This window comes from Catellatospora chokoriensis (genome assembly GCF_011297315.1).
GTDB lineage: Bacteria > Actinomycetota > Actinomycetes > Mycobacteriales > Micromonosporaceae > Catellatospora > Catellatospora citrea.
Genome location: NZ_JAAOTI010000021.1, coordinates 151,617 through 170,652, shown reverse-complemented (window position 1 = coordinate 170,652; position 19,036 = coordinate 151,617). Strand labels below are relative to the sequence as shown.

The following is a 19,036-nucleotide window of genomic DNA, read 5'->3' as shown; positions in this document are numbered from 1 at the left end:
CCGCCGGCTGCACCGGCGCCGCGCCCTGCCCCGCCCCGCCCCGCCCCGCCCCGCCGATCATGAACCTATGGACGTGTTCGACGGCGTGTCGCCACCTTGGCACCGTGATCACGGCCCGGGCAGCGTGATCAGCGCACGGGTGGGACGGCCGGTTCGGTGATGCGGACGCCGACGGTGCCGTTCGCGCCGCGGTGGATCCGGCGCCCGTGAGGGTGGTGCGGCCGAGGACGCCGTACTTGCGCACCAGCGGGTGACGCACCTACTCGGTCTCCGCCGCCGCGAGAACCGCCCACCGTGGTGCGCCACCGAGGCCACGCCGATCACGGTGCCGGGGTACGGACACGCCGCCGAACACGTCCATAAGTTCATGATCAACCCGGGGGCGGGTGGCCGGTCAGAGGACTTTGCTGAGGAAGTCGCGGGTGCGGGGGTGTCGGGGGTTGGTGAGGACTTCGCGGGGGGCGCCGGATTCGACGACCACGCCCTCGTCCATGAAGATGAGCTGGTCGCCGACCTCGCGGGCGAAGCCGATCTCGTGGGTGACCACGACCATGGTCATGCCGGAGCGGGCCAGGTCCTTCATGGCGTCCAGGACGTCGCCGACCAGTTCGGGGTCCAGGGCGCTGGTGGGCTCGTCGAACAGCATCAGCTTGGGGTCCATCGCCAGGGCGCGGGCGATGGCCACCCGCTGCTGCTGGCCGCCGGACAGCTGCGACGGGTAGTTGCGCGCCTTGTCGGCCAGGCCGACCCGGTCCAGCAGCTCGATCCCGCGCCGCCGCGCCTCCGCCTTGCTCTGCCCCTTGACCATCGTCGGGGCCTCCATCACGTTCTCCAGCGCGCACATGTGCGGGAACAGGTTGAACCGCTGGAACACCATGCCGATCTCGCGCCGCTGCGCGGCGACCGCCTTGTCGTGCAGCTCGTAGAGCTTGTCGCCCTTCTGCTGGTAGCCGACGAGCTTGCCGTCCACCCAGATGCGACCGGCGTCGATCTTCTCCAGGTGGTTGATGCAGCGCAGGAACGTCGACTTGCCCGAGCCGGACGGGCCCAGCACCACGCACACGTTGCCGCGCGGCACCGTGACGTCGATGCCGCGCAGCACCTTGACGTGCCCGAACGCCTTGTGCACGTTCTCGGCCCGGACCATGGGCTCGGCGCCCGCGGACGGCGCATCGTCCGGCGCACGGTGACGCGCGGGTGTGCTCATGCCTCCTCCTCGCCGCGCTCGCTCATGGCGTCACCACGCTGCGCGAGGCGCCGCCACGGGCGTGAATCCCCCTGATGAACTCGCTGCGCTCGCTCATGGCAGCTCCGGGTTCGCACCGTGCTCGGCGGCCAGGCCTTCGAGCTTCATCTTCGCCTGGGCGGCGCGGCCGTAGCCACGGGAGAAGCGCTTCTCCAGGAAATACTGGCCCACCAGCAGGATGCTGACCAGGAACAGGTACCACAGGATCGCCGCGACCAGCATCGGGAACACCTGGAAGGTGCGGTTGCCGATGGCCGACAGCTGGAAGAACAGCTCCGCGGTGACCGGCACCGCGATGAGCAGCGAGGTGTCCTTGAGCATCGCGATGGTCTCGTTGCCGGTGGGCGGGATGATCACCCGCATGGCCTGCGGCAGCACCACGCGCCGCAGGGCCTGGCCGCGGCTCATGCCCAGCGCGGTGGCGGCCTCGTCCTGGCCCGGGTCGACCGACAGCATGCCGGCCCGCACGATCTCGGCCATGTACGCGGCCTCCGACAGCGCCAGACCCAGCACCCCCACCCAGAAGCCGACCAGCAGCTCGCGGGTCTCGATGCCGAACACCCGCCAGTGCGCGTTCTCCAGCCCGAACAGCTTGCCGAGGTACGTGTCGAACGGGACCCCGATCTCCAGGCGCGGCCACAGGATGCCCAGGTTGCCCATGACGATCAGCAGCACGTACCGGGGCACGGCCCGGAAGAACCAGGTGTACACCCACGAGGTGCCGCGCAGGATCGGGTTGTTCGACAGCCGCGCGACCGCGACCACGATGCCCAGCAGCACCCCGATGATCATCGCCAGGACAGTGATGGTGACGGTGCCGACCAGGCCTCGGATCACCGGCGGCCGGAACATGTTCTCGAACATGAACGGCCAGTTGAAGGCCTTGTTCGTGACCAGCAGGTGCACGAACATCGCCGCCAGCACCGCGATCACGGCGATCGCGACCCACCGCCCCGGGTGCCGGACCGGGATGGCCTTGATCGGTTCGGCCTCCCGCGGCACCGGGCTCGCCGACGTGTCCGGGACGGTCATGGCCTACGGGTTGATCTGCGCGCTGGGCACGGCGCCCGCCTGCACGCCCCAGTTGGCGAGGATCTGCTCGTACGACCCGTTCTTGATCAGCTCGTCGACCGCGGCCTGCAGCGCCTTGGCCATCTCGACCTGGTCCTTGGCGACCACGTAGCCGTAGGGAGCCGAGTCGTAGATGTTGCCGAGCAGCTCCAGCTGGCCGTTGGACTGCTTGACCGCGTACGCCGCGACCGGCGAGTCGGCGAGCATGGCGTCGTCCTTGCCGGACACCACGGAGCTGGCGACCTGGTCCTGGCCCGCGTAGGGCTGGATGGTCACGGCGGGCTTGCCCGCGGCGACGCACGCCTCGGAGCGCTTGGTGATGTCCTCGAACTGCACCGTGTCCTTCTGCACCGCGATGCGCTTGCCGCACGGGTCGTCGGGGTTGATGCCGGCCGGGTTGCCCGTCTTGGTCGCCCACTGGGTGCCGGCGCTGAAGTAGGTCACCATCTGCGCCTGCTTCTTGCGCTCGTCGTTGACGGTGAACGAGGAGACGCCGACCTCGTACTTGCCGGACCCCACGCCCGGGATGATGTCGCCGAAGGTGGCCGGCTGGAACTCGGCGGTCAGCCCGAGGGTCTGCGCGACGGCCTTGAACAGGTCGACGTCGAAGCCGACCACGGTGGAGCCGTCGGGGGCGAGGAACTCGTTCGGGGCGTACGTCGCGTCGACGCCCACCAGGATCTTGCCGTCCGACTTGATGGCGTCGGGCACCATCGCCGCCAGTGTCGGGTTGGCCGACACGCTGGGTCCGGCGCTCGGGGACCCGGACGGCTCGCCACCGCCGCAACCGCCCGCGGCCAGCGCGAGCGCGAACGCCCCGACCGGAATCAGTCTCTTGAGCACATCCATCCCCTTTGCGTACCGTGTGATGCTTCACGGTAACGCAAAGTGAGCCACATCCTGGTCTGAACCCGGCCATATCGCCCTGCCGACAGCACCCGGCGCAAAGGCGGGCGGCCCGCCGCGCACGTCCCGGGGGACGCGTGCGACGGGCCGCCCGTCAGCCGATCGGCGATCAGGCCACGCCGAGGTAGGCCGCCTTCACCGCCGGGTCGTGCAGCAGGTCGGCGCCCGTGCCCTCCTTGACGATGTTGCCGGTCTCCAGCACGTACGCCCGGTGCGCCCGGGACAGGGCCTGCTGGGCGTTCTGCTCCACCAGCAGCACCGTGGTGCCCTGCTGGTTGATCTCCGTGATGATCGTGAAGATCTGCTGGATGATCATCGGAGCGAGACCCATCGACGGCTCGTCGAGCAGCAGCAGCTTCGGCCGCGCCATCAGCGCCCGGCCCACCGCGAGCATCTGCTGCTCACCGCCGGACAGCGTGCCGCCGGCCTGCTTGCGCCGCTCGAGCAGGCGCGGGAACAGGCCGAAGACCCGCTCCATGTCCTGCGCGATCGCGGCGCTGTCGCGCCGGATGTACGCGCCCATCTCCAGGTTCTCCTGCACCGTCATGCCCGGGAACACGCCCCGGCCCTCCGGCGCCTGGCAGATGCCGCGGGCCACCCGCAGGTCCGCCCGGACCTTGCTGATGTCCTCACCGTTGAAGCGGATCGCCCCGGAGGACACCGCCCGCAGGCCCGAGATGGCCCGCATGATCGTCGACTTGCCGGCGCCGTTGGCGCCGATCAGCGCGACGACCTCACCCTCGTTGACGTGCAGGCTGATGCCGTGCAGTGCCTGGATCCGCCCGTAGTGCAGCGTGATGTCATCGATCTCAAGCAGCATCGGGAACTCCCAGGTACGCCGCGACCACCTTCGGGTTGTCCCGCACTTCCTCGGGAGTCCCCTCAGCGATCTTCCTGCCGAACTCGAGCACGACGATCCGGTCCGTCACACCCATGACCAGTCGCATGTCGTGCTCGATGAGCAGCACGGTCACGCCCGAGTCGCGGATCTTCTTGATCAGCTCGAGCAGCGCCACCTTCTCGGCCGGGTTGAAGCCGGCAGCCGGCTCGTCCAGGCACAGCAGCGCGGGGTTGGTGGCCAGCGCGCGGGCGATCTCCAGCCGCCGCTGGTCACCGTAGGACAGGTTGCGGGCCAGGTCGTCGCTGCGACCCGTGATGCCCACGAAGGACAGCAGCTCCAGCGCCCGCGCCTTGCTCTGGCGCTCCTCGCGCCAGTGCTTGGGCAGCCGCAGCAGCGCCGTCGGCACGCTGGTGGTGTTGTGCGCGTCCGCGCCGACCAGGACGTTCTCCAGCGCCGTCATCTCCGGGAAGAGACGGATGTTCTGGAACGTCCGGGCCATGCCCATCTTCGTGATCTGGTTGCGCTTCTTGCCGCTGACCTGCTCGCCCCTGAACCGGATCTGGCCCTCGGTCGGCAGGTACACGCCCGTCATCGCGTTGAAGCAGGTGGTCTTGCCGGCGCCGTTCGGGCCGATCAGACCGAGGATCTCGCCCTCGTAGAGGGTGAAGTCGACCTGGTTCAGCGCGACCACGCCGCCGAAGCGCAGCGTGACGTTGTCGACCTCCAGCAGAGCTTTACGCTCACTCAACGGGGGCCACCTCCTTCTGCCGGTCCTTGAGCTCCGCCGCACGGCGACGGTTGGGCCACAGGCCCTGAGGGCGGTAGATCATCACGACGATGAGCAGCGCACCGAAGATCACGAACCGCAGCGACGTCGGGCTGACGTCGATGTGGATGCCGCCCACCGTGACCTGCGTCGGCCAGCCGAACACGTCACCGACCGAGCGCAGCCACTCCGGCAGGTAGATCACGATGAAGCCGCCCAGGATCGCGCCGCCGATGCTGCCCGCGCCGCCCAGCAGCACCGCCGCCAGCACCAGGATCGAGTTCTCCAGGCTGAACGTCGCCGAGTTGACGAAGTTCGCCTGGCCCGCCCACAGCGACCCGGACAGGCCGCCGATCGCCGCGCCGATCGCGAACGCCCACAGCTTGAACTTGAACGTGGGCACGCCCATCAGCTCGGCCGCGTCCTCGTCCTCGCGGATCGCCACCCACGCCCGGCCCACCCGGCTGTTGGCCAGGTTCCGGATCAGGAAGATGACCACGATGATCACCGTCAGCACGAGCCAGTAGTACGGCTTGAACTCCAGCTCGAAGATCGGCTCACCGTCGGCGTAGGTGCCCGGCGGGTGCCCGACGCTCGGGATGCCCCGGTCGCCGTTGAGGATCCAGTCCTGGTTCTTCGCCACGATCCGGATGATCTCGGCGAAGCCCAGCGTCACGATCGCCAGGTAGTCACCCCGGAGCCGCAGCGTCGGCCAGCCCAGCAGCACACCCGACAGCATTGCCAGGGCGATCGCGATCGGCACCGTCACCAGCCACGGCCACGGGCTCTCCAGCCAGTTGTACTCGGTGATCAGCTTGCTCTCCGGCGACGTCAGCAGCGCCACGGTGTACGCGCCGACCGCGAAGAAGCCGAAGAAGCCGAGGTCGAGCAGACCGGCGTAACCGAGCACCACGTTCAGGCCCAGCGCCAGCAGGATGTAGTACCCGCACTGGAACAGCACACCGGCCATGTCCGAACCGGTCGTGTAGAACGGCAGGTAGCCGCTGCCCATCGGGATCGGGAAGCCCAGGTTCTCGTAGAACGCCTTCGTCGGCAGCAGGTACAGCAGCACCACGAAGACCACCATGGCGGCGATCCGGGCCGGCTTGGGCAGGTCCTGGAAGCGGTCCCGCAGGTTCAGCTTCCAGCGCTGCTTCTTGACAGTCTCGGTCGTCATGCGCGGGCCCTCCCCAGCGATTCTCCCAGCAGACCGGTGGGGCGGAACATCAGCAGGACGAGCAGCACCACGAAGGCGATGACGTTGGTCCAGTTCGAGCCGAACAGCGCCGCGCCGTAGGACTCGACGAGACCCAGCAGCAGGCCGCCGAGCAGCGCGCCGCGCAGGTTGCCGATACCGCCGAGCACCGCGGCCGAGAACGCCTTGAGGCCGATCAGGAAGCCCACGTTGAACCGCGTGTTGCCCTGCTTCATGCTGTAGAAGACCGCGGCGACGCCGGCCAGCAGGCCACCGAGCAGGAACACGAGCGCGATCACCCGGCCCTTGTTCACACCCATCAGGGCGGCGGTGTCGGCGTCCTGCGCGACGGCGCGGATACCCCGGCCGAACCGGGTCTTGGACACGAACCAGTCGAGGCCGAACATGACGGCCAGCGCGACCACGAAGGTCATCAGCTGCAGCGGGTAGACGGTCCAGCCGCCGGCCGAGAACAGCGGCTCACCCGGCAGCAGACCGGGAATGCCCTGCTGGCGGCGCTCGGTGAAGGCGCCCATCAGCTCGGCCAGCACGAACGACGCGCCGATGGCGCTGATCAGGAAGACGAGGGGTGGAGCGTTGCGTTTGCGCAGCGGCCGATAGGCCACCGCCTCGACCACCATCGCCACACCACCGGAGAACAGTGAGGCGACCACCAGCGAGACGAGGACCAGCAACAGTGCCGTGCCCAGGTCCGGGCGGGTCGAGTTGCTGTCGTAGCCCATCAGTCCCCAGGTCCACAGCGCGGCGAAGGTGCCGAACATGAAGACCTCGGAGTGGGCGAAGTTGATCAAACGCAAGACGCCGTAGACCAGGGTGTACCCGAGCGCCACCAGCGCGTAGATCGACCCTTGGGCCAATCCGGTGGTGGTCAGATCAGGGAAACCCTGGATCAGGTCATCGAAATTCACGGGGGCTCCCGAAAGGGTTTCTGAAAAGCCGGGTGCGGCCGGAAGGGGGAACCTCCGGCCGCACCGGGTATCAACTGCGAATCACGTGCCGATCGGGAAAGATCAGCTCTTCGGGAGCTGGGTCGGGTTCGCCCAGGCGCCGTCCTTGGCGACGAACGCCCAGATCGAGACCTGCGCCGGGTCGAGCTCGCCGTTGGACTCCCACTTGTAGGTCACACCGGTGGCGGAGCCGACCCCGTTGTAGGTGCCCAGGAACGCCTGCATGTCGGCGCGGGTGGTCTTGCCGGCCTTGAAGCCCTCCAGGAACACCTTGGTCAGGTCGTACGCCACGTCGGCGTACACGCCCGGGTCGGTGCCGAACTTGGCCTTGAAGTCGGCCACGAAGTTGCCCTTGGCCGCGGTGGCCGGGCCACACGGGCAGGTCACGACCGCGCCCTCGACGTCAGCCTTGCCGGTCACGCTCAGCATGTTGGCGTCGTAGAGGCCGTCGCCACCGATGAAGGTGCCCTTGAAGCCGCCGGCACGCAGCTGCTTCAGGAACGGGGCCGCCTCCGGGGTGTAACCGCCGTAGAACACCGCCGTCGCGCCGCTGTTCTTGACAGCCGTCACGACCGGGCCGAACTCGACCTGCTTCTCGGTGACCTTGTTCTTGCCGACGACAGCGGCGCCGAGGATCTTCTCGACCTCGTCACGCAGGCCGGTGCCGTACGCGGACTGGTCGTCGACGAGGTAGACCTTCTCCGCCTTGGCGACGTCCTTCAGGTAGCGGCCGATGGCCGGGCCCTGCGACAGGTCGTTGCCGACGCCACGGTGGAAGATCTTCCAGCCCTTGCTGTTCAGGCTCGGGCGGGTGGCGGACTGCGTGATGATCGGCAGGCCGGCCTTCTCGAAGATCGGGTTGGCGACCTCGGACTCACCCGAGAACGCCGGGCCGACCACACCGATGATCTTCTCGTCGGCGACGGCGGCGGTCGCCAGCGGGGCGGCCTTGTCGCCGGAGCCCTGCGAGTCGAAGGGCACCAGGGTGACGTTGGCGCCGGGGTTGGCCGCGTTGTACTCGGCGATCGCCAGCTCGGCGCCGTTCTTGCCCGGCGTCACGAGACCGGCGGCGTCACCGGTGAGGGCGCCGAAGAAACCGATCTTCAGACCCGAAACGGTGCTGCCACCATTGGTCGCCGGCTCTTCCTTCTTGCATGCAGCGGCGCCACCGGCGACGAGCGCCAGAATGGCGACGCCTCCGAGCACCCGCGCGAGTCGTTGCCTCAAGGCTAGAACCCTCCTCCATCCGAGATCCGGACCCGCCGCCGCCACTGTGCGCGCAGCAAGACCGGAACAGATCGTGAACCACGATCTGGCCTGGGACGTTATCCCACTCACACCCGGATCGGTAAGACCTCGCCTAAGGGTTGACCCAACCGTTACGTGAGCAGCGCCATTCGGGCGTACCCCCCGGTGACCTGCGAGTATCATCCATGCTTCGCCGACAGGTCCGTGATCCACAGGTGCGCCCCGGACCCATCGTCGGCGATCACCAGAACCCGCCCGCCCGCCCCGGCGACCCCCGCGGCGGACACCCCGGCCGCGCGCAGCGGAGCAGGCGTTGCCACCGACACCCAGCCCTGATCGGGTGACATGAGCCACAACCGGTACATCTCGCCATCCGAGACGGCAGCCAGCAGGCCCGCGTCCGCGACCGCCACACCGGCCACCCACGCCACCGGCCCCGGCCGGGTCGACCCGAACGCACCCGCGTCCGCCCACCCGCCGTCCGCCAGCCGCCACGCCCCGAACCGGTCCCCGCGCAACCCCACCGCATGAGGCGTCCCGGCCACCACGGCCACCCGGTCGAACTGCTCGTACGCCGGCGACGCCGGGGCGGGCAGGCGGGTCCAGCGCTCGCCGTCCGGCGAGGTCCACGCCATCGCGTCGCGGTCGATGCGATCCGCGGGGCTCAGCGCCCCGACCATCAGCCAGCCGCCGGACACCGGCAGCACGTCGTACGCCATCGTCTCGCCACGGGCGTCGCCCGCCAGCTCCGGCAGACCCTCGCGGATGCCGAACCCGGTCGCATCCGGCGACAGCCACACCGCCGCCCCCGCCAGCCGGTTACCCGCGATCGCCCAGCCCAGCGGGCCGCCGGCCAGCCGGGCCGTGTTCACCGCGTCCGGACCCCCGTACAGCTGGAACCCGGCGATCACCTCGTGCAGCGGGCCGTCCGGCCCGCCGTACCACTGGGTCACCCGCGGGTTGCCGTGCGCGCCGCCGCTACGCGCCCCCAGCATCGCGATCCGGTCGCCGCGGCAGCCCAGCGCGTAGATCACGGCCCGCTCGCCGTAGTAACTCGTGCCCAGGAACTCCAGCGACCGCCAGGTCTGCCCGTCCGCGCTGGTCCAGACCGCGGGCCGGGTGACTCCGGCCGGATCGGCGAGCGCCCCCGACACGTACCACCGGCCGTCGCAGACCGTCGCGTCCCGCAGCACCAGCCGGCCCGCCGGACCGGCCGGCGCCGGCAGCGTCAGCTCGCGCCACGACGGGCGCAGCTCGGGTGCGGGCATCGGGGACGGCGCGGCGGCGGTGCACCCGCCCGCCAGAGCGACCAGGAGCAGCAGCGCGACCGTGCGACGACCGGACAGCATGGCCCGATCGTAGGCGCGCCGCCGCGACCGCGCTGACCCCAGCCGCGGCGCACGCCCCTGAGCTGCTTACTCGGCCGACTCCGCGGCCGCCGCCTCGACGATGATCCGCTCGGCGACCTCGCGCATCGTCAGGCGGTGATCCATCGCGGTGCGCTGGATCCACTTGAACGCCTGCGGCTCGTTCATGCCGTACTGCGTCATCAGCGCGCCCTTGGCCCGCTCCACGGCCTTGCGGGTCTCCAGCCGGTCGTTCAACCCGGCGACCTCGGCCTCCAGAGCCGCCACCTCGGCGAACCGGGACAGCGCGATCTCGATGGCCGGCACCAGGTCACTCTGCTGGAACGGCTTGACCAGGTATGCCATCGCGCCCGCGGCACGGGCCCGCTCGACCAGGTCGCGCTGGCTGAACGCGGTCAGGATGATCACCGGGGCGATGCGCGCGCCGGCGATCCGCTCCGCGGCGGCCAGGCCATCCATGATCGGCATCTTGATGTCCAGGATGCACAGGTCGGGGTGCAACTCCTCGGCCAGCTTCACCGCGGTCTCGCCGTCACCGGCCTCGCCGACCACGTCGTAGCCCTCCTCGCCGAGCATCTCGGCCAGGTCCAGCCTGATCAGCGCCTCGTCCTCCGCGATCAGCACGCGCTTGCGCACGACACCAGCCTGCTTCTCGGTCACCGGAACCACAACCCCCACACCACGAATGCCGTTTGCCTACCCGGCAGCCTAGTCGGGTACCATGACCCAAGCTCGCCGGGATGGCGCAACAGGCTGACGCGATCGTCTCAAACACGATTGCCCGAAAGGGCATGCGGGTTCGAATCCCGTTCCCGGCACCAATGTCGTACAGTTGTTCGATAATCGACCATTGTGCACCCCCTCGCCATTCGCCGTCAGGCTCGGCTCGAGCACCGTGACGGGTCGTCGATCAGCTCGATCGCCGCCCGCCTCGGCCTCCCCTATCAGACGGTGCGCACGTGGTGCCGCGACGATGGAGCTCCAGACAGCCAGTTCACCGAGGACCGGTGCTTTCGATGCCGCGACTCCGCGCCGGCAGACCATGAGCAGTACTCCTACCTGCTTGGCCTCTATCTCGGCAACGGCCACCTCGTCACCTCCGCGAAGGTTCCGGTGCTGCGGATCTACTGCACGGCGACCTACACCGCCCTCCTGGACCAGGCAGAATGGCGATGCTCGCCACACTGGCGAATCGCGTCCAACGCATCCGGCAGAAGGGATGCGTGAGCCTGCAGAGCTACTCGAAACACTGGCCGTGCCTCTTCCCGCAGGCTGGCGCGGGCAAGAAGCACAAGCGGAAGATCGAACTCGAACCCTGGCAGCGCGCCGTCGTCGGCGGCGCCCCCGGGATGTTCCTTCGCGGACTGTTCCACTCGGACGGATGCCGCGTGCTCAACCGGATCACCAAGGCCGGCCGGACCTACGAGTATCCCCGCTACCTGTTCGCCAACGAGTCCGCGGACATCCTCGCCCTGTGCGGCTGGGCGCTGGACCTGCTCGGCGTGGCCTGGCGGCTGAACCGCCGCAACTCGCTGTCGGTGGCCCGCCGCGACGCCGTCGCCCTGCTCGACGAGCACGTCGGCCCGAAGTCCTGACCGCTGCCGGTCCGCCCTGCAGGCCCGCCCTGTCTCCCGTGGTCACCGGCACGCCGCGTACATCATCCTAGGAATCCAGCCCGCGACCGACCGCCGGAATGGTCGGCGCGGGCCGGCTGGCGCTGCTCAGGCCGCCGGCACGAGCTCCGGCTCGGCGGTGACGGCGGGCTGCGCTGCGCGGGCGCGCCGCCAGGCGCTCACCGAGAAGCCGATGGCGACGGCCCAGAGCACCGCCGCGAGCGGGTAGGCGTACGGCCCGAGCTCGGGTTCGACCTTGAACACCCGCAGCAGGCTGCGCGTGTTGACGAGCACGATGAGCCCGCCCACGAACGCGCCGAGCAGCTGGGCGGGCACGTGGCGGACCAGCCAGGCGGCGATCGGCGCGGCGATGACGCCGCCGGCGAGCAGCGCGGCGACGGTCGGCAGCACGAAGCCTTCGGAGCCGAGGCCGAGCAGGAAGCCGACGCTGGCGGCGCCGGCGACGACGAACTCGGAGGTGCCGACGGAGCCGATGACTTTGCGGGGCTCCATGCTGCCGGAGGCGAGCAGCGTCGGCGTGGCGACGGGGCCCCACCCTCCCCCGCCGGTGGCGTCGATGAAGCCGGCGAACAGCCCGAGGGGGGCAAGGAAGCGGCGGGGCAGGTTGCGGGGCCGGGTGGGCCGCAGCGGGCGGGCGAAGCGGAACAGCAGGTATGCGCCGAGCGCGAGCAGGATGCCGGCCGTCCACGGGATGGCGGATTCGGTGGAGATGCTGCTCAGGACGGTGGCTCCGGCGAAGGCTCCGACGGCGCCGGGCAGGGCGATGTTGCGTACGACGCGCCAGTCGACGTTGCCGAAGCGCCAGTGGGAGATGCCCGAGGCGAGGGTGGTGCCGACTTCGGCGAGGTGTACGGAGGCGGAGGCGGCGGCCGGGGAGATGCCGGCGATGAGGAGCAGGGTGCTGGAGGTGACGCCGTATGCCATGCCCAGGGAGCCGTCGACGAGCTGGGCGGCGAGCCCCACCAACGCCATGACCAGCAGTTTCCGCACGGCGGTCGCCCCCTACCTGATCCCGAGCTTCTTGGTATTTCCGATCAGTTTAATAGGAAAGGTAGGGAAGGCAAGACGCGTCGTCGAAAAAACTGGTGGGGCGGGGCTGTCCGGAATCGTCAGGAGGCGGCCAGCGGCAGCCGGACGGCGACGGGCTCCGGCAGCACACCGGCGATGACGTGCGCGATGGTGACCTGGGTCAGGATCGCCCGCTCCGACTCCTCCACCGCCGTCCACACCTGCTGCAGCGCCTGCGCCGCACCCAGCGGGACGTCGGCCTGCGCGGCCCGGGGCGAGCCGAGCGGCCCGTCGATGACCTCGACGACCTCGACCAGGGAGATCTGTTCCGCGGGCCGGGCCAGCCAGTAGCCGCCCTCCGGCCCGCGCTGGGCGAACACGATGCCGCCGCGGCGCAGCTGCAGCAGGATGCTCTCGCAGAACTTCGGCGGGATCTCCTGCGCGCGGGCAATCCGCTCCGAGGTGACCGGGCCGTCGCCCCCGGAGGCGAGCTCGATCACGGCGCGCAGGGCGTAATCGACACGGGCGGACAGTCGCATGCCCCGATTATCGCCCGAACTGATCACTCCCCCACCCGAACCGACCCCACCCCGTGACCCACCCCACCCGTGATCACGACGATCTTGCGCGAGCCATTGACCTTTTGCCCGTTTTGGGCGTGTCGTACCCGCAGTTCACGCAAGATCGCCGCCGGAAGGTGGGGAGGGGAGGGCGGGGGTCAGGCGCCGACGGGGCGGAGGAGGCCTTCTTGGGAGGCGGTGGCTATGTGGCGGCCGTCGCGGGTGAACATGCGGCCGGTGGCGAGGCCGCGGGAGCCCGAGGCGGAGGGGCTGGAGCAGTCGTAGAGGAACCACTCGTCGGCGCGGAAGGGGCGGTGGAACCAGAGGGCGTGGTCGAGGCTGGCGCCGATGACGCCACCGGGGCCCCAGACCTCGCCGTGCACCGACAGGACCGCGTCGAGCAGGGTCAGGTCGGAGAGGTAGGTCAGGGCGCAGGCGTGCAGGAGCGGGTCGTCGGGCAGCTTGCCGTCCAGGCGCATCCACACCCGCTGCAGGTCGTTGGCGACCCGCTTGCCGGGGCGCACCCAGCCGGGCTCGTTGACGTAGCGCACGTCCATGGGGCGGGGCAGGATCTTCCAGATGCCCAGGCGCTCCGGGTACGGCGTCAGCCGGGCGGTCATGGTCGGCAGCTCGTCGGGGCCGGGCACGTCCACCGGGGCCGGATCGTGGTGGTCCAGCCCCTCCTCGCGCACCTGGAACGAGGCGGACATCAGGAAGATCGGCTTGCCCCGCTGCATCGCCACCGAGCGGCGCACCGAGAACGAGCGCCCGTCGCGGATCTTCTCCACGTGGTAGTCGATCGGCTCGGCCATGTTGCCGGCGCGGACGAAGTAGCCGTGCAGCGAGTGCACGTGGCGCGACGTTTCGACGGTGCGCCCGGCGGCGACCAGGGCCTGCGCGGCGACCTGGCCGCCGTAGACGCGGGGCGGCCCGATCGGCGGGTTCTGGCCCCGGAAGACGAGATCGTCGACCGGGGCCAGGTCCAGCAGCTCGACCAGGCTGTCCACGGCGGCCTGGCCGGTGATGGGCTCGCTCATGTCACTTCCGTTCGCGCGGGCCGAGCGTCGCTCGGCGTCGCGCTCACCCTAGCTCTGGGCCGGCTGGGCCGCCTGGGCCGCCTGGGCCAGGGTCTGCGGCATGGCCAGCGAGCCGAGCTGGTGCACGCGCAGGGTGTTGGTGGAGCCGGGGGTGCCGGGCGGGCTGCCCGCGACGACCACCACGTAGTCGCCGACGTTGGCCCGGCCGAGGCTGAGCAGGCGCTCGTCGACCTGGCGGAACATGTCGTCGGTGTGGTGCACGAACGGCATCAGGAAGGTCTCCACGCCCCAGGCGAGCGCGAGCTGGTCGCGCACCGCGGGTTCGGGGGTGAAGGCCAGCAGCGGCAGTTCGCAGTGCAGGCGGGCGAGCCGGTGCACGGTGTCGCCGGTGACGGTGAACGCGACCAGCGCCTTCGCGCCGACGGCGCGGGCGATCTGCGAGGCCGCCACGGTGAGCGCGCCGCCGCGGGTCCGCGGGTCGTGCTGCAGCCGCGGCACGGCGATCTGCCCGGCCTCGGTGGTCGTGATGATCTTCGCCATGGTGCTGACGGTCAGCACCGGGTACTTGCCGACGCTGGTCTCACCCGACAGCATCACCGCGTCCGCGCCGTCGAGCACGGCGTTGGCGACGTCGGAGGCCTCGGCGCGGGTGGGCCGCGAGTTCTCGATCATGGAGTCGAGCATCTGCGTGGCCACGATGACCGGCTTGGCGTACTCGCGTCCGAGCTGGACGGCCCGCTTCTGCACCAGGGGGACCTGGTCGAGCGGGAGCTCGACGCCGAGGTCGCCGCGGGCGACCATGAGGCCGTCGAAGGCGTCCACGATGGCCTCGAGGTTGTCGACCGCCTCGGGCTTCTCGATCTTCGCGATGACCGGGCGGACGATGCCCATCTCGTGCATGATCGCGTGGACCAGCTTGATGTCCTCGGGCGAGCGCACGAACGACAGCGCGATGAGGTCGACCCCCAGCGCCAGCGCGAAGCGCAGGTCCTCGGCGTCCTTCTCGGACATGGCGGGCACCGACACGGCCACGTTCGGCAGTGAGACGCCCTTGTTGTTGGAGACCGGCCCGCCCTCGATGACGAGGCAGCGGATGTCCGGTCCGGTCACGGCCGTCACCTCGACGGCGACCTTGCCGTCGTCGATGAGCAGGCGGTCGCCGGCCTTGACCTCGGCCGGCAGCTTCCGATAGGTGCAGGAGACCCGGTCGGCCGTGCCAAGGATGTCGTCGCTGGTGATGACAACACTGTCACCGGTACGCCACTCGTGGGGGCCGTCCGCGAACTTACCAAGTCTGATCTTCGGACCCTGCAGGTCGGCCAGCGTCGCCACAGCCTTGCCGGTGGCGGCCGACACCTCACGGACCCGCAGGTAGGCCTGCTCGTGGTCGGCGTGGGAGCCGTGGCTGAAGTTCATGCGGGCGACGTCCATCCCGGCCTCGACGAGCCCGCGGAGGCGCTCGGGGGACCAGGTGGCAGGTCCGAGAGTACAGACGATCTTTGCGCGGCGTGTCACGACGGGCAAGCCTAGTCCTCTGATGTGACCTAGGTTGCAACGGGGCGTCACCGTCTCGACAAATCCCGGATACACGGGAGAGACTGACCGATCGTTCAGTCGGCGGAAACGGGACGTTCGCTACGTCCGTTCAGCCGCCGAACGCCGCCGCCACCGCGGCCGGCAGCTGCTCGTAAACGCCCTGGCCGGGGTCGAAACAGGTGCCCGGGACGGGGCGGTGCACGACGATCTCGTCGATGCCGAGCGCGGCGTAGCGGGCCGCGAAGTCGACGAACGCCTGCACCGAAGCCAGCGGCTGCTCCCGGGTGAAGCCGGTGAGCAGGATATGCGACAGTTCCGCCGGGTCCCGGCCCTCCGCCGCGCACGCCCGCGCCAGCCCGTCGAGCTGGCCGGCGATGATGCCGGGCAGCAGCTCAGGGTCGGTCTCGTCGCCCTTGCGGGCCGGACCGGTGGTGATCCAGGCCTGCCCGTGCCGGGCCGCCAGCGCGAGCCCGCGCGGGCCGGTGGCCGCGACCGCGAGCGGCACCCGCGGCCGCTGGACGCAGCCGGGCAGCATGCGGGCCTCGTACGCCGAGTAGTGCTTGCCGTGGTGGGTGGTGTCGCCGTCGGTGAGCAGCCGGTCGAGCAGCGGCACGAACTCCTCGAAGCGCTCGGTGCGCTCGGCGGTGGACCACGGCGCCTGGCCCAGCACCGACGCGTCGAACCCGATCCCGCCCGCGCCGATGCCGATCGTGACGCGCCCGTCGGACACGTCGTCGAGGGTCATCACGTCCTTGGCGAGGGTGACCGGGTGCCGGAAGTTCGGCGAGGTGACCATGGTGCCCAGCCGCAGCCGCTCGGTGACCCCGGCCGCGGCGGTGAGCGTCGGCACCGCACCGAACCAGGGGCCGTCGCGGAACGTACGCCAGGACAGGTGGTCGTAGGTGTAGGCGGCGTGGAACCCGAGGTCCTCGGCCTCCCGCCAGATGTGGCGGCCTTCGCGCCAGGGGTACACAGGCAGGATCAACGCGGAGACTCGCATTGCTCCGAGGCTAGCAGTGAGGCCGGTTACGCAGCCGCTCGGCGCGGGCGGTTGAGCATGGCGGTGATCTCGGTGCGGCGGGCGTGGCGCTGGGCCTCGCGCAGGCCGGTGACGTATTCGACGAGCTCCGCCTTGGCCTGCGGGTCGAGGTCGGACTGCAGGATCGGCGTCATCTCCTCGTCGGCCTCGCGGTGTGCCACGTTGGCCGCCGCCGTGAGGGCATTGACCACGTCGTCGCCGAGCGCCTCGGCGACCCGGCGCACCGAGCCGACGGTCACCGATTCGCCGCCGTCGCGGATCCAGTCGAAGATCGTCTGCCGGGCGATGCCCGAGTCGCGGGCGAGCTTCGCGACGGACCAGCCGGGGCGGCGCGTCATGCGACGCAGATACCGGCCCCACTCGGTGTCCGGCTGCGCCCTGTCACCCGCTGCCGCTGATACGTCGCCCATACCTAACAGGCTACCGGGCACATCCGATGCGTTTCCATCACCCACACGTCGTTAACAAGCGACGCCCCTTTCGGTAATGGCCTCGACGTCGGAAGGGTGATGAGCCGGTCGGCGGTCACCCGTTAGAGGGTAATAGTCGTTTCCATACGTCGTTGCTTGCGTCGTGTATGGACGACGGTTATGGTGACGTCCAGCGCCAGACCGACAGATCCAGATGACGGTGCGTCGCCCGCAAACAACGTGGTCCGCGCCCGGACCGCGTCATCGTCTCGGGATCGGCCGGCCGGCGCCGCAGCGGTACGCCGCTGCTCCCCCCTCGCGGTGTGGCCGCCCAAGGCACTGGGCGGCCACACCTCGGGCCCGCCGGATCGTGAACCCCGGTCCGGCGGGCCCTCTTAACGAGGATCCCCCCGCCAGAAGAGGAGCTACCTACGTGCACATGACACGCAAGGGCCGGGTGTCGCGCGGATGAGCCCGACCGCAGTCACGCCGGAAGCCCGCACCAGCCTCGCCGGTTCGGTGCCCGAGGAGCAGTCGTACGTATGGAACCTGGTCGAACGAGCGCAGCAGGGCGACACCGAGGCGTTCGGGAAGATCTACGCGCAGTACGCCCCCGCGGTCTTCCGCTTCATCTACTTCCGGGTCCGGCACAGCCCCACCGCCGAGGACCTGACGTCCGACACCTTCCTGCGCGCCCTCAAGCGCATCGGCAGCGTGCGCTGGCAGGGCCGCGACTTCGCGGCCTGGCTGATCACCATCGCGCGCCACATCGTGGCCGACTACTACAAGTCGGGCCGCTACCGCTTCGAGATCAGCGGCGAGGTCCTCGACTTCGACCAGGAGGAGTTCAGCCTCGACGGCGCTCCGGACCGGGTCGCCATGGACCACGTGAACAACCTCGCGCTGCTCGCGGCGGTCAAGAAGCTCAACCCGTCGCAGCAGCGCTGCATCGCGCTGCGCTTCCTGGTGGGACTGTCCACCGCGGAGACGGCGCAGTCGATGGGCAAGAGCGAGGGCGCGGTCAAGGCGCTGCAGTGCCGCGCGGTCCGCATGCTCGGCCGGCTGCTGCCGGACGGATTCGAGGAGGGCAGGTCATGACCCTGTCCACCACCTTCATCTCGCTCTACACGGCAGCGGTGGCCGCGGTGAGCTTCTCGGCGACGCTGTTCCTGATGCGCGACCGGCTGTCGCTGGTCGAGGAGGCGAAGCTGATCCTGGACCGGGTCGACGACGCCGACGAGCAGTGGTGGGGCGTCGAGGACGGCCCGCAGCCCGCACGCCGGCGCGCGGTGGTGGCGTTCTGGCGGCGCGCCCTGGACCGGCGCCGGTCGGATGGATCCCGGCGGCGACCCGCCGGACCGACCGGCGGCCCCGCCGCCGCGACCCGGCCGACCGCGGTCGGACCGGCCCCGGCGGTGCGCCGACCGGAGGCCGATCCGGAGGTCACCGCGTACATCGACGTGGTGCCGCCGTACCCGGCGGTGGACTACCACGGCCGGCACACCGCGACCGGGGCCTACCCGCAGGTCCCGTCGACCCGGCAGGCATACCCGTGATGCGACGTGCGTGGCAACGGTGGCTGGCCCGGCTGTGCGACCGGGAGGCCATGCGGGCCGGGGTGGAGGTCAGCGCGCTGCGTACGGCGCTGGTCGCCGAGACCGTGCTCGCCCGGCGGGCCGAGGAGCTGGCCCGCCGGGCCTGCCGGGAGCGCGACCGCTACCGGGGTGAGGCGGTGGCGCTGCACGCCGAGCTCGCCGCGGTGCGCGACCTCCTCGAAGGCGACGCGTCCGGGTGGCCGTTCTGGACGAGCGACCAGCGCGGACTGCCCACTCCGGACACGAGGGAGCACGCCGGTGTCTGACACCCCCGCCCCTGTCCCTCGGCTGCCCGCGCACGTACGTGAAGTGGCCGTGCGCGCCTGCGACGGCGACGAGCTGACCCCGCGGCTGGTGACGGCGCTGGCCGCCGTCTACGCCGCGGGGCTGCGCGACGGGGCCGGCGTGCGTGCCGGCCGCCGCGACATGATGACCCCGGCCGAGGTGCTGGCACTGCTGCCGGTGGACCGCAAGACCGTCAAACGCTGGGCCGACCGCGGCCTGCTGCGCGTCACCCGCACCGCCGGCGGGCACCGCCGGTATCTGCGCGAGGACGTCGCCGCCCTGCTGGTCAAGCACGGCTGGGTGCCACGCTGAAGGAGTGGGTCG

22 protein-coding genes and 1 tRNA gene are annotated in these 19,036 nt (G+C 70.4%); 7 read left to right on the top strand and 16 right to left on the bottom strand.

Annotation, left to right across the window (positions count from 1 at the left end; all coding sequences use genetic code 11):
- Positions 1-394 precede the first annotated feature (394 nt).
- From HAV39_RS28395 to HAV39_RS28350, 10 genes are all read right to left on the bottom strand, one after another.
- Complete coding sequence (locus HAV39_RS28395) at positions 395-1,207, bottom strand: amino acid ABC transporter ATP-binding protein (RefSeq protein WP_308440842.1); 813 nt, start codon at positions 1,205-1,207, stop codon at positions 395-397.
- 93 nt (positions 1,208-1,300) lie between these two features.
- On the bottom strand, positions 1,301-2,278 hold the full coding sequence (locus HAV39_RS28390; protein ID WP_191842238.1) for an amino acid ABC transporter permease: 978 nt from the start codon (positions 2,276-2,278) through the stop codon (positions 1,301-1,303).
- Between the two features lie 3 nt (positions 2,279-2,281).
- On the bottom strand, positions 2,282-3,166 hold the full coding sequence (locus HAV39_RS28385; RefSeq protein ID WP_191842237.1) for an ABC transporter substrate-binding protein: 885 nt from the start codon (positions 3,164-3,166) through the stop codon (positions 2,282-2,284).
- 166 nt (positions 3,167-3,332) lie between these two features.
- Entirely contained in the window at positions 3,333-4,043 is a 711-nt protein-coding gene (locus HAV39_RS28380) for an ABC transporter ATP-binding protein (protein ID WP_191842236.1), read from the bottom strand.
- Positions 4,033-4,812 carry an ABC transporter ATP-binding protein gene (locus tag HAV39_RS28375; protein ID WP_203736067.1) on the bottom strand — a complete coding sequence of 260 codons (780 nt, stop codon included), beginning with the start codon at positions 4,810-4,812 and terminating at the stop codon, positions 4,033-4,035. The genes HAV39_RS28380 and HAV39_RS28375 overlap by 11 nt, the downstream gene beginning before the upstream one ends.
- Complete coding sequence (locus HAV39_RS28370; RefSeq protein ID WP_191842234.1) at positions 4,805-6,007, bottom strand: branched-chain amino acid ABC transporter permease; 1,203 nt, start codon at positions 6,005-6,007, stop codon at positions 4,805-4,807. The genes HAV39_RS28375 and HAV39_RS28370 overlap by 8 nt, the downstream gene beginning before the upstream one ends.
- A complete protein-coding gene (locus HAV39_RS28365; RefSeq protein WP_191842233.1) occupies positions 6,004-6,954 on the bottom strand; it encodes a branched-chain amino acid ABC transporter permease in 951 nt (316 codons plus the stop codon). Before HAV39_RS28365 ends, HAV39_RS28370 begins: the two co-directional genes overlap by 4 nt.
- Positions 6,955-7,056: 102 nt before the next feature.
- Positions 7,057-8,220, bottom strand: a complete 1,164-nt coding sequence (locus tag HAV39_RS28360; RefSeq protein WP_191842232.1) for a branched-chain amino acid ABC transporter substrate-binding protein — start codon at positions 8,218-8,220, stop codon at positions 7,057-7,059.
- 200 nt (positions 8,221-8,420) lie between these two features.
- Positions 8,421-9,590 carry a hypothetical protein gene (locus HAV39_RS28355; protein ID WP_191842231.1) on the bottom strand — a complete coding sequence of 390 codons (1,170 nt, stop codon included), beginning with the start codon at positions 9,588-9,590 and terminating at the stop codon, positions 8,421-8,423.
- Between the two features lie 66 nt (positions 9,591-9,656).
- Positions 9,657-10,268 carry an ANTAR domain-containing response regulator gene (locus tag HAV39_RS28350; RefSeq protein ID WP_120316038.1) on the bottom strand — a complete coding sequence of 204 codons (612 nt, stop codon included), beginning with the start codon at positions 10,266-10,268 and terminating at the stop codon, positions 9,657-9,659.
- A 74-nt stretch (positions 10,269-10,342) separates the two neighbouring features.
- Here HAV39_RS28350 and HAV39_RS28345 point away from each other — a divergent pair.
- From HAV39_RS28345 to HAV39_RS42900, 3 genes are all read left to right on the top strand, one after another.
- A tRNA-Leu gene (locus HAV39_RS28345) sits at positions 10,343-10,429 on the top strand.
- A gap of 31 nt (positions 10,430-10,460) precedes the next feature.
- Complete coding sequence (locus HAV39_RS42905; RefSeq protein WP_239120126.1) at positions 10,461-10,835, top strand: helix-turn-helix domain containing protein; 375 nt, start codon at positions 10,461-10,463, stop codon at positions 10,833-10,835.
- Positions 10,832-11,203, top strand: coding sequence for a hypothetical protein (locus HAV39_RS42900; RefSeq protein WP_239120128.1), 372 nt, complete (start codon positions 10,832-10,834; stop codon positions 11,201-11,203). Before HAV39_RS42905 ends, HAV39_RS42900 begins: the two co-directional genes overlap by 4 nt.
- 126 nt (positions 11,204-11,329) lie before the next feature.
- On the opposite strand, the gene HAV39_RS28335 is transcribed toward HAV39_RS42900, so the two are convergent.
- From HAV39_RS28335 to HAV39_RS28310, 6 genes are all read right to left on the bottom strand, one after another.
- The gene (locus HAV39_RS28335) at positions 11,330-12,232 is read right to left on the bottom strand and encodes a sulfite exporter TauE/SafE family protein (protein WP_191842230.1); all 903 of its coding nucleotides are present in this window, start codon (positions 12,230-12,232) and stop codon (positions 11,330-11,332) included.
- Positions 12,233-12,351: 119 nt separating this feature from the next.
- Positions 12,352-12,789, bottom strand: a complete 438-nt coding sequence (locus tag HAV39_RS28330; protein ID WP_191842229.1) for an RrF2 family transcriptional regulator — start codon at positions 12,787-12,789, stop codon at positions 12,352-12,354.
- 179 nt (positions 12,790-12,968) lie between these two features.
- Positions 12,969-13,847, bottom strand: coding sequence for an acyl-CoA thioesterase (locus HAV39_RS28325; RefSeq protein WP_191842228.1), 879 nt, complete (start codon positions 13,845-13,847; stop codon positions 12,969-12,971).
- Positions 13,848-13,895: 48 nt separating this feature from the next.
- The gene (gene pyk, locus HAV39_RS28320; protein ID WP_191842227.1) at positions 13,896-15,362 is read right to left on the bottom strand and encodes a pyruvate kinase; all 1,467 of its coding nucleotides are present in this window, start codon (positions 15,360-15,362) and stop codon (positions 13,896-13,898) included.
- A 130-nt stretch (positions 15,363-15,492) separates the two neighbouring features.
- A complete protein-coding gene (locus HAV39_RS28315) occupies positions 15,493-16,383 on the bottom strand; it encodes an LLM class flavin-dependent oxidoreductase (RefSeq protein WP_191842226.1) in 891 nt (296 codons plus the stop codon).
- 26 nt (positions 16,384-16,409) lie between these two features.
- Entirely contained in the window at positions 16,410-16,832 is a 423-nt protein-coding gene (locus tag HAV39_RS28310; protein ID WP_191842225.1) for a helix-turn-helix domain-containing protein, read from the bottom strand.
- Between the two features lie 468 nt (positions 16,833-17,300).
- Here HAV39_RS28310 and HAV39_RS28305 point away from each other — a divergent pair, with 468 nt between their 5' ends.
- Genes HAV39_RS28305 through HAV39_RS43365 form a run of 4 tightly spaced genes read left to right on the top strand, consistent with a single transcriptional unit; the run spans position 17,301 to position 19,024 of the window.
- Positions 17,301-17,930, top strand: a complete 630-nt coding sequence (locus HAV39_RS28305) for a sigma-70 family RNA polymerase sigma factor (protein ID WP_120316045.1) — start codon at positions 17,301-17,303, stop codon at positions 17,928-17,930.
- Complete coding sequence (locus HAV39_RS28300; protein ID WP_191842224.1) at positions 17,927-18,388, top strand: hypothetical protein; 462 nt, start codon at positions 17,927-17,929, stop codon at positions 18,386-18,388. The genes HAV39_RS28305 and HAV39_RS28300 overlap by 4 nt, the downstream gene beginning before the upstream one ends.
- Positions 18,388-18,693, top strand: a complete 306-nt coding sequence (locus tag HAV39_RS28295; protein ID WP_191842223.1) for a hypothetical protein — start codon at positions 18,388-18,390, stop codon at positions 18,691-18,693. The genes HAV39_RS28300 and HAV39_RS28295 overlap by 1 nt, the downstream gene beginning before the upstream one ends.
- Positions 18,686-19,024 carry a helix-turn-helix domain-containing protein gene (locus HAV39_RS43365; RefSeq protein ID WP_275413893.1) on the top strand — a complete coding sequence of 113 codons (339 nt, stop codon included), beginning with the start codon at positions 18,686-18,688 and terminating at the stop codon, positions 19,022-19,024. Before HAV39_RS28295 ends, HAV39_RS43365 begins: the two co-directional genes overlap by 8 nt.
- The last annotated feature ends 12 nt before the right edge of the window (positions 19,025-19,036 follow it).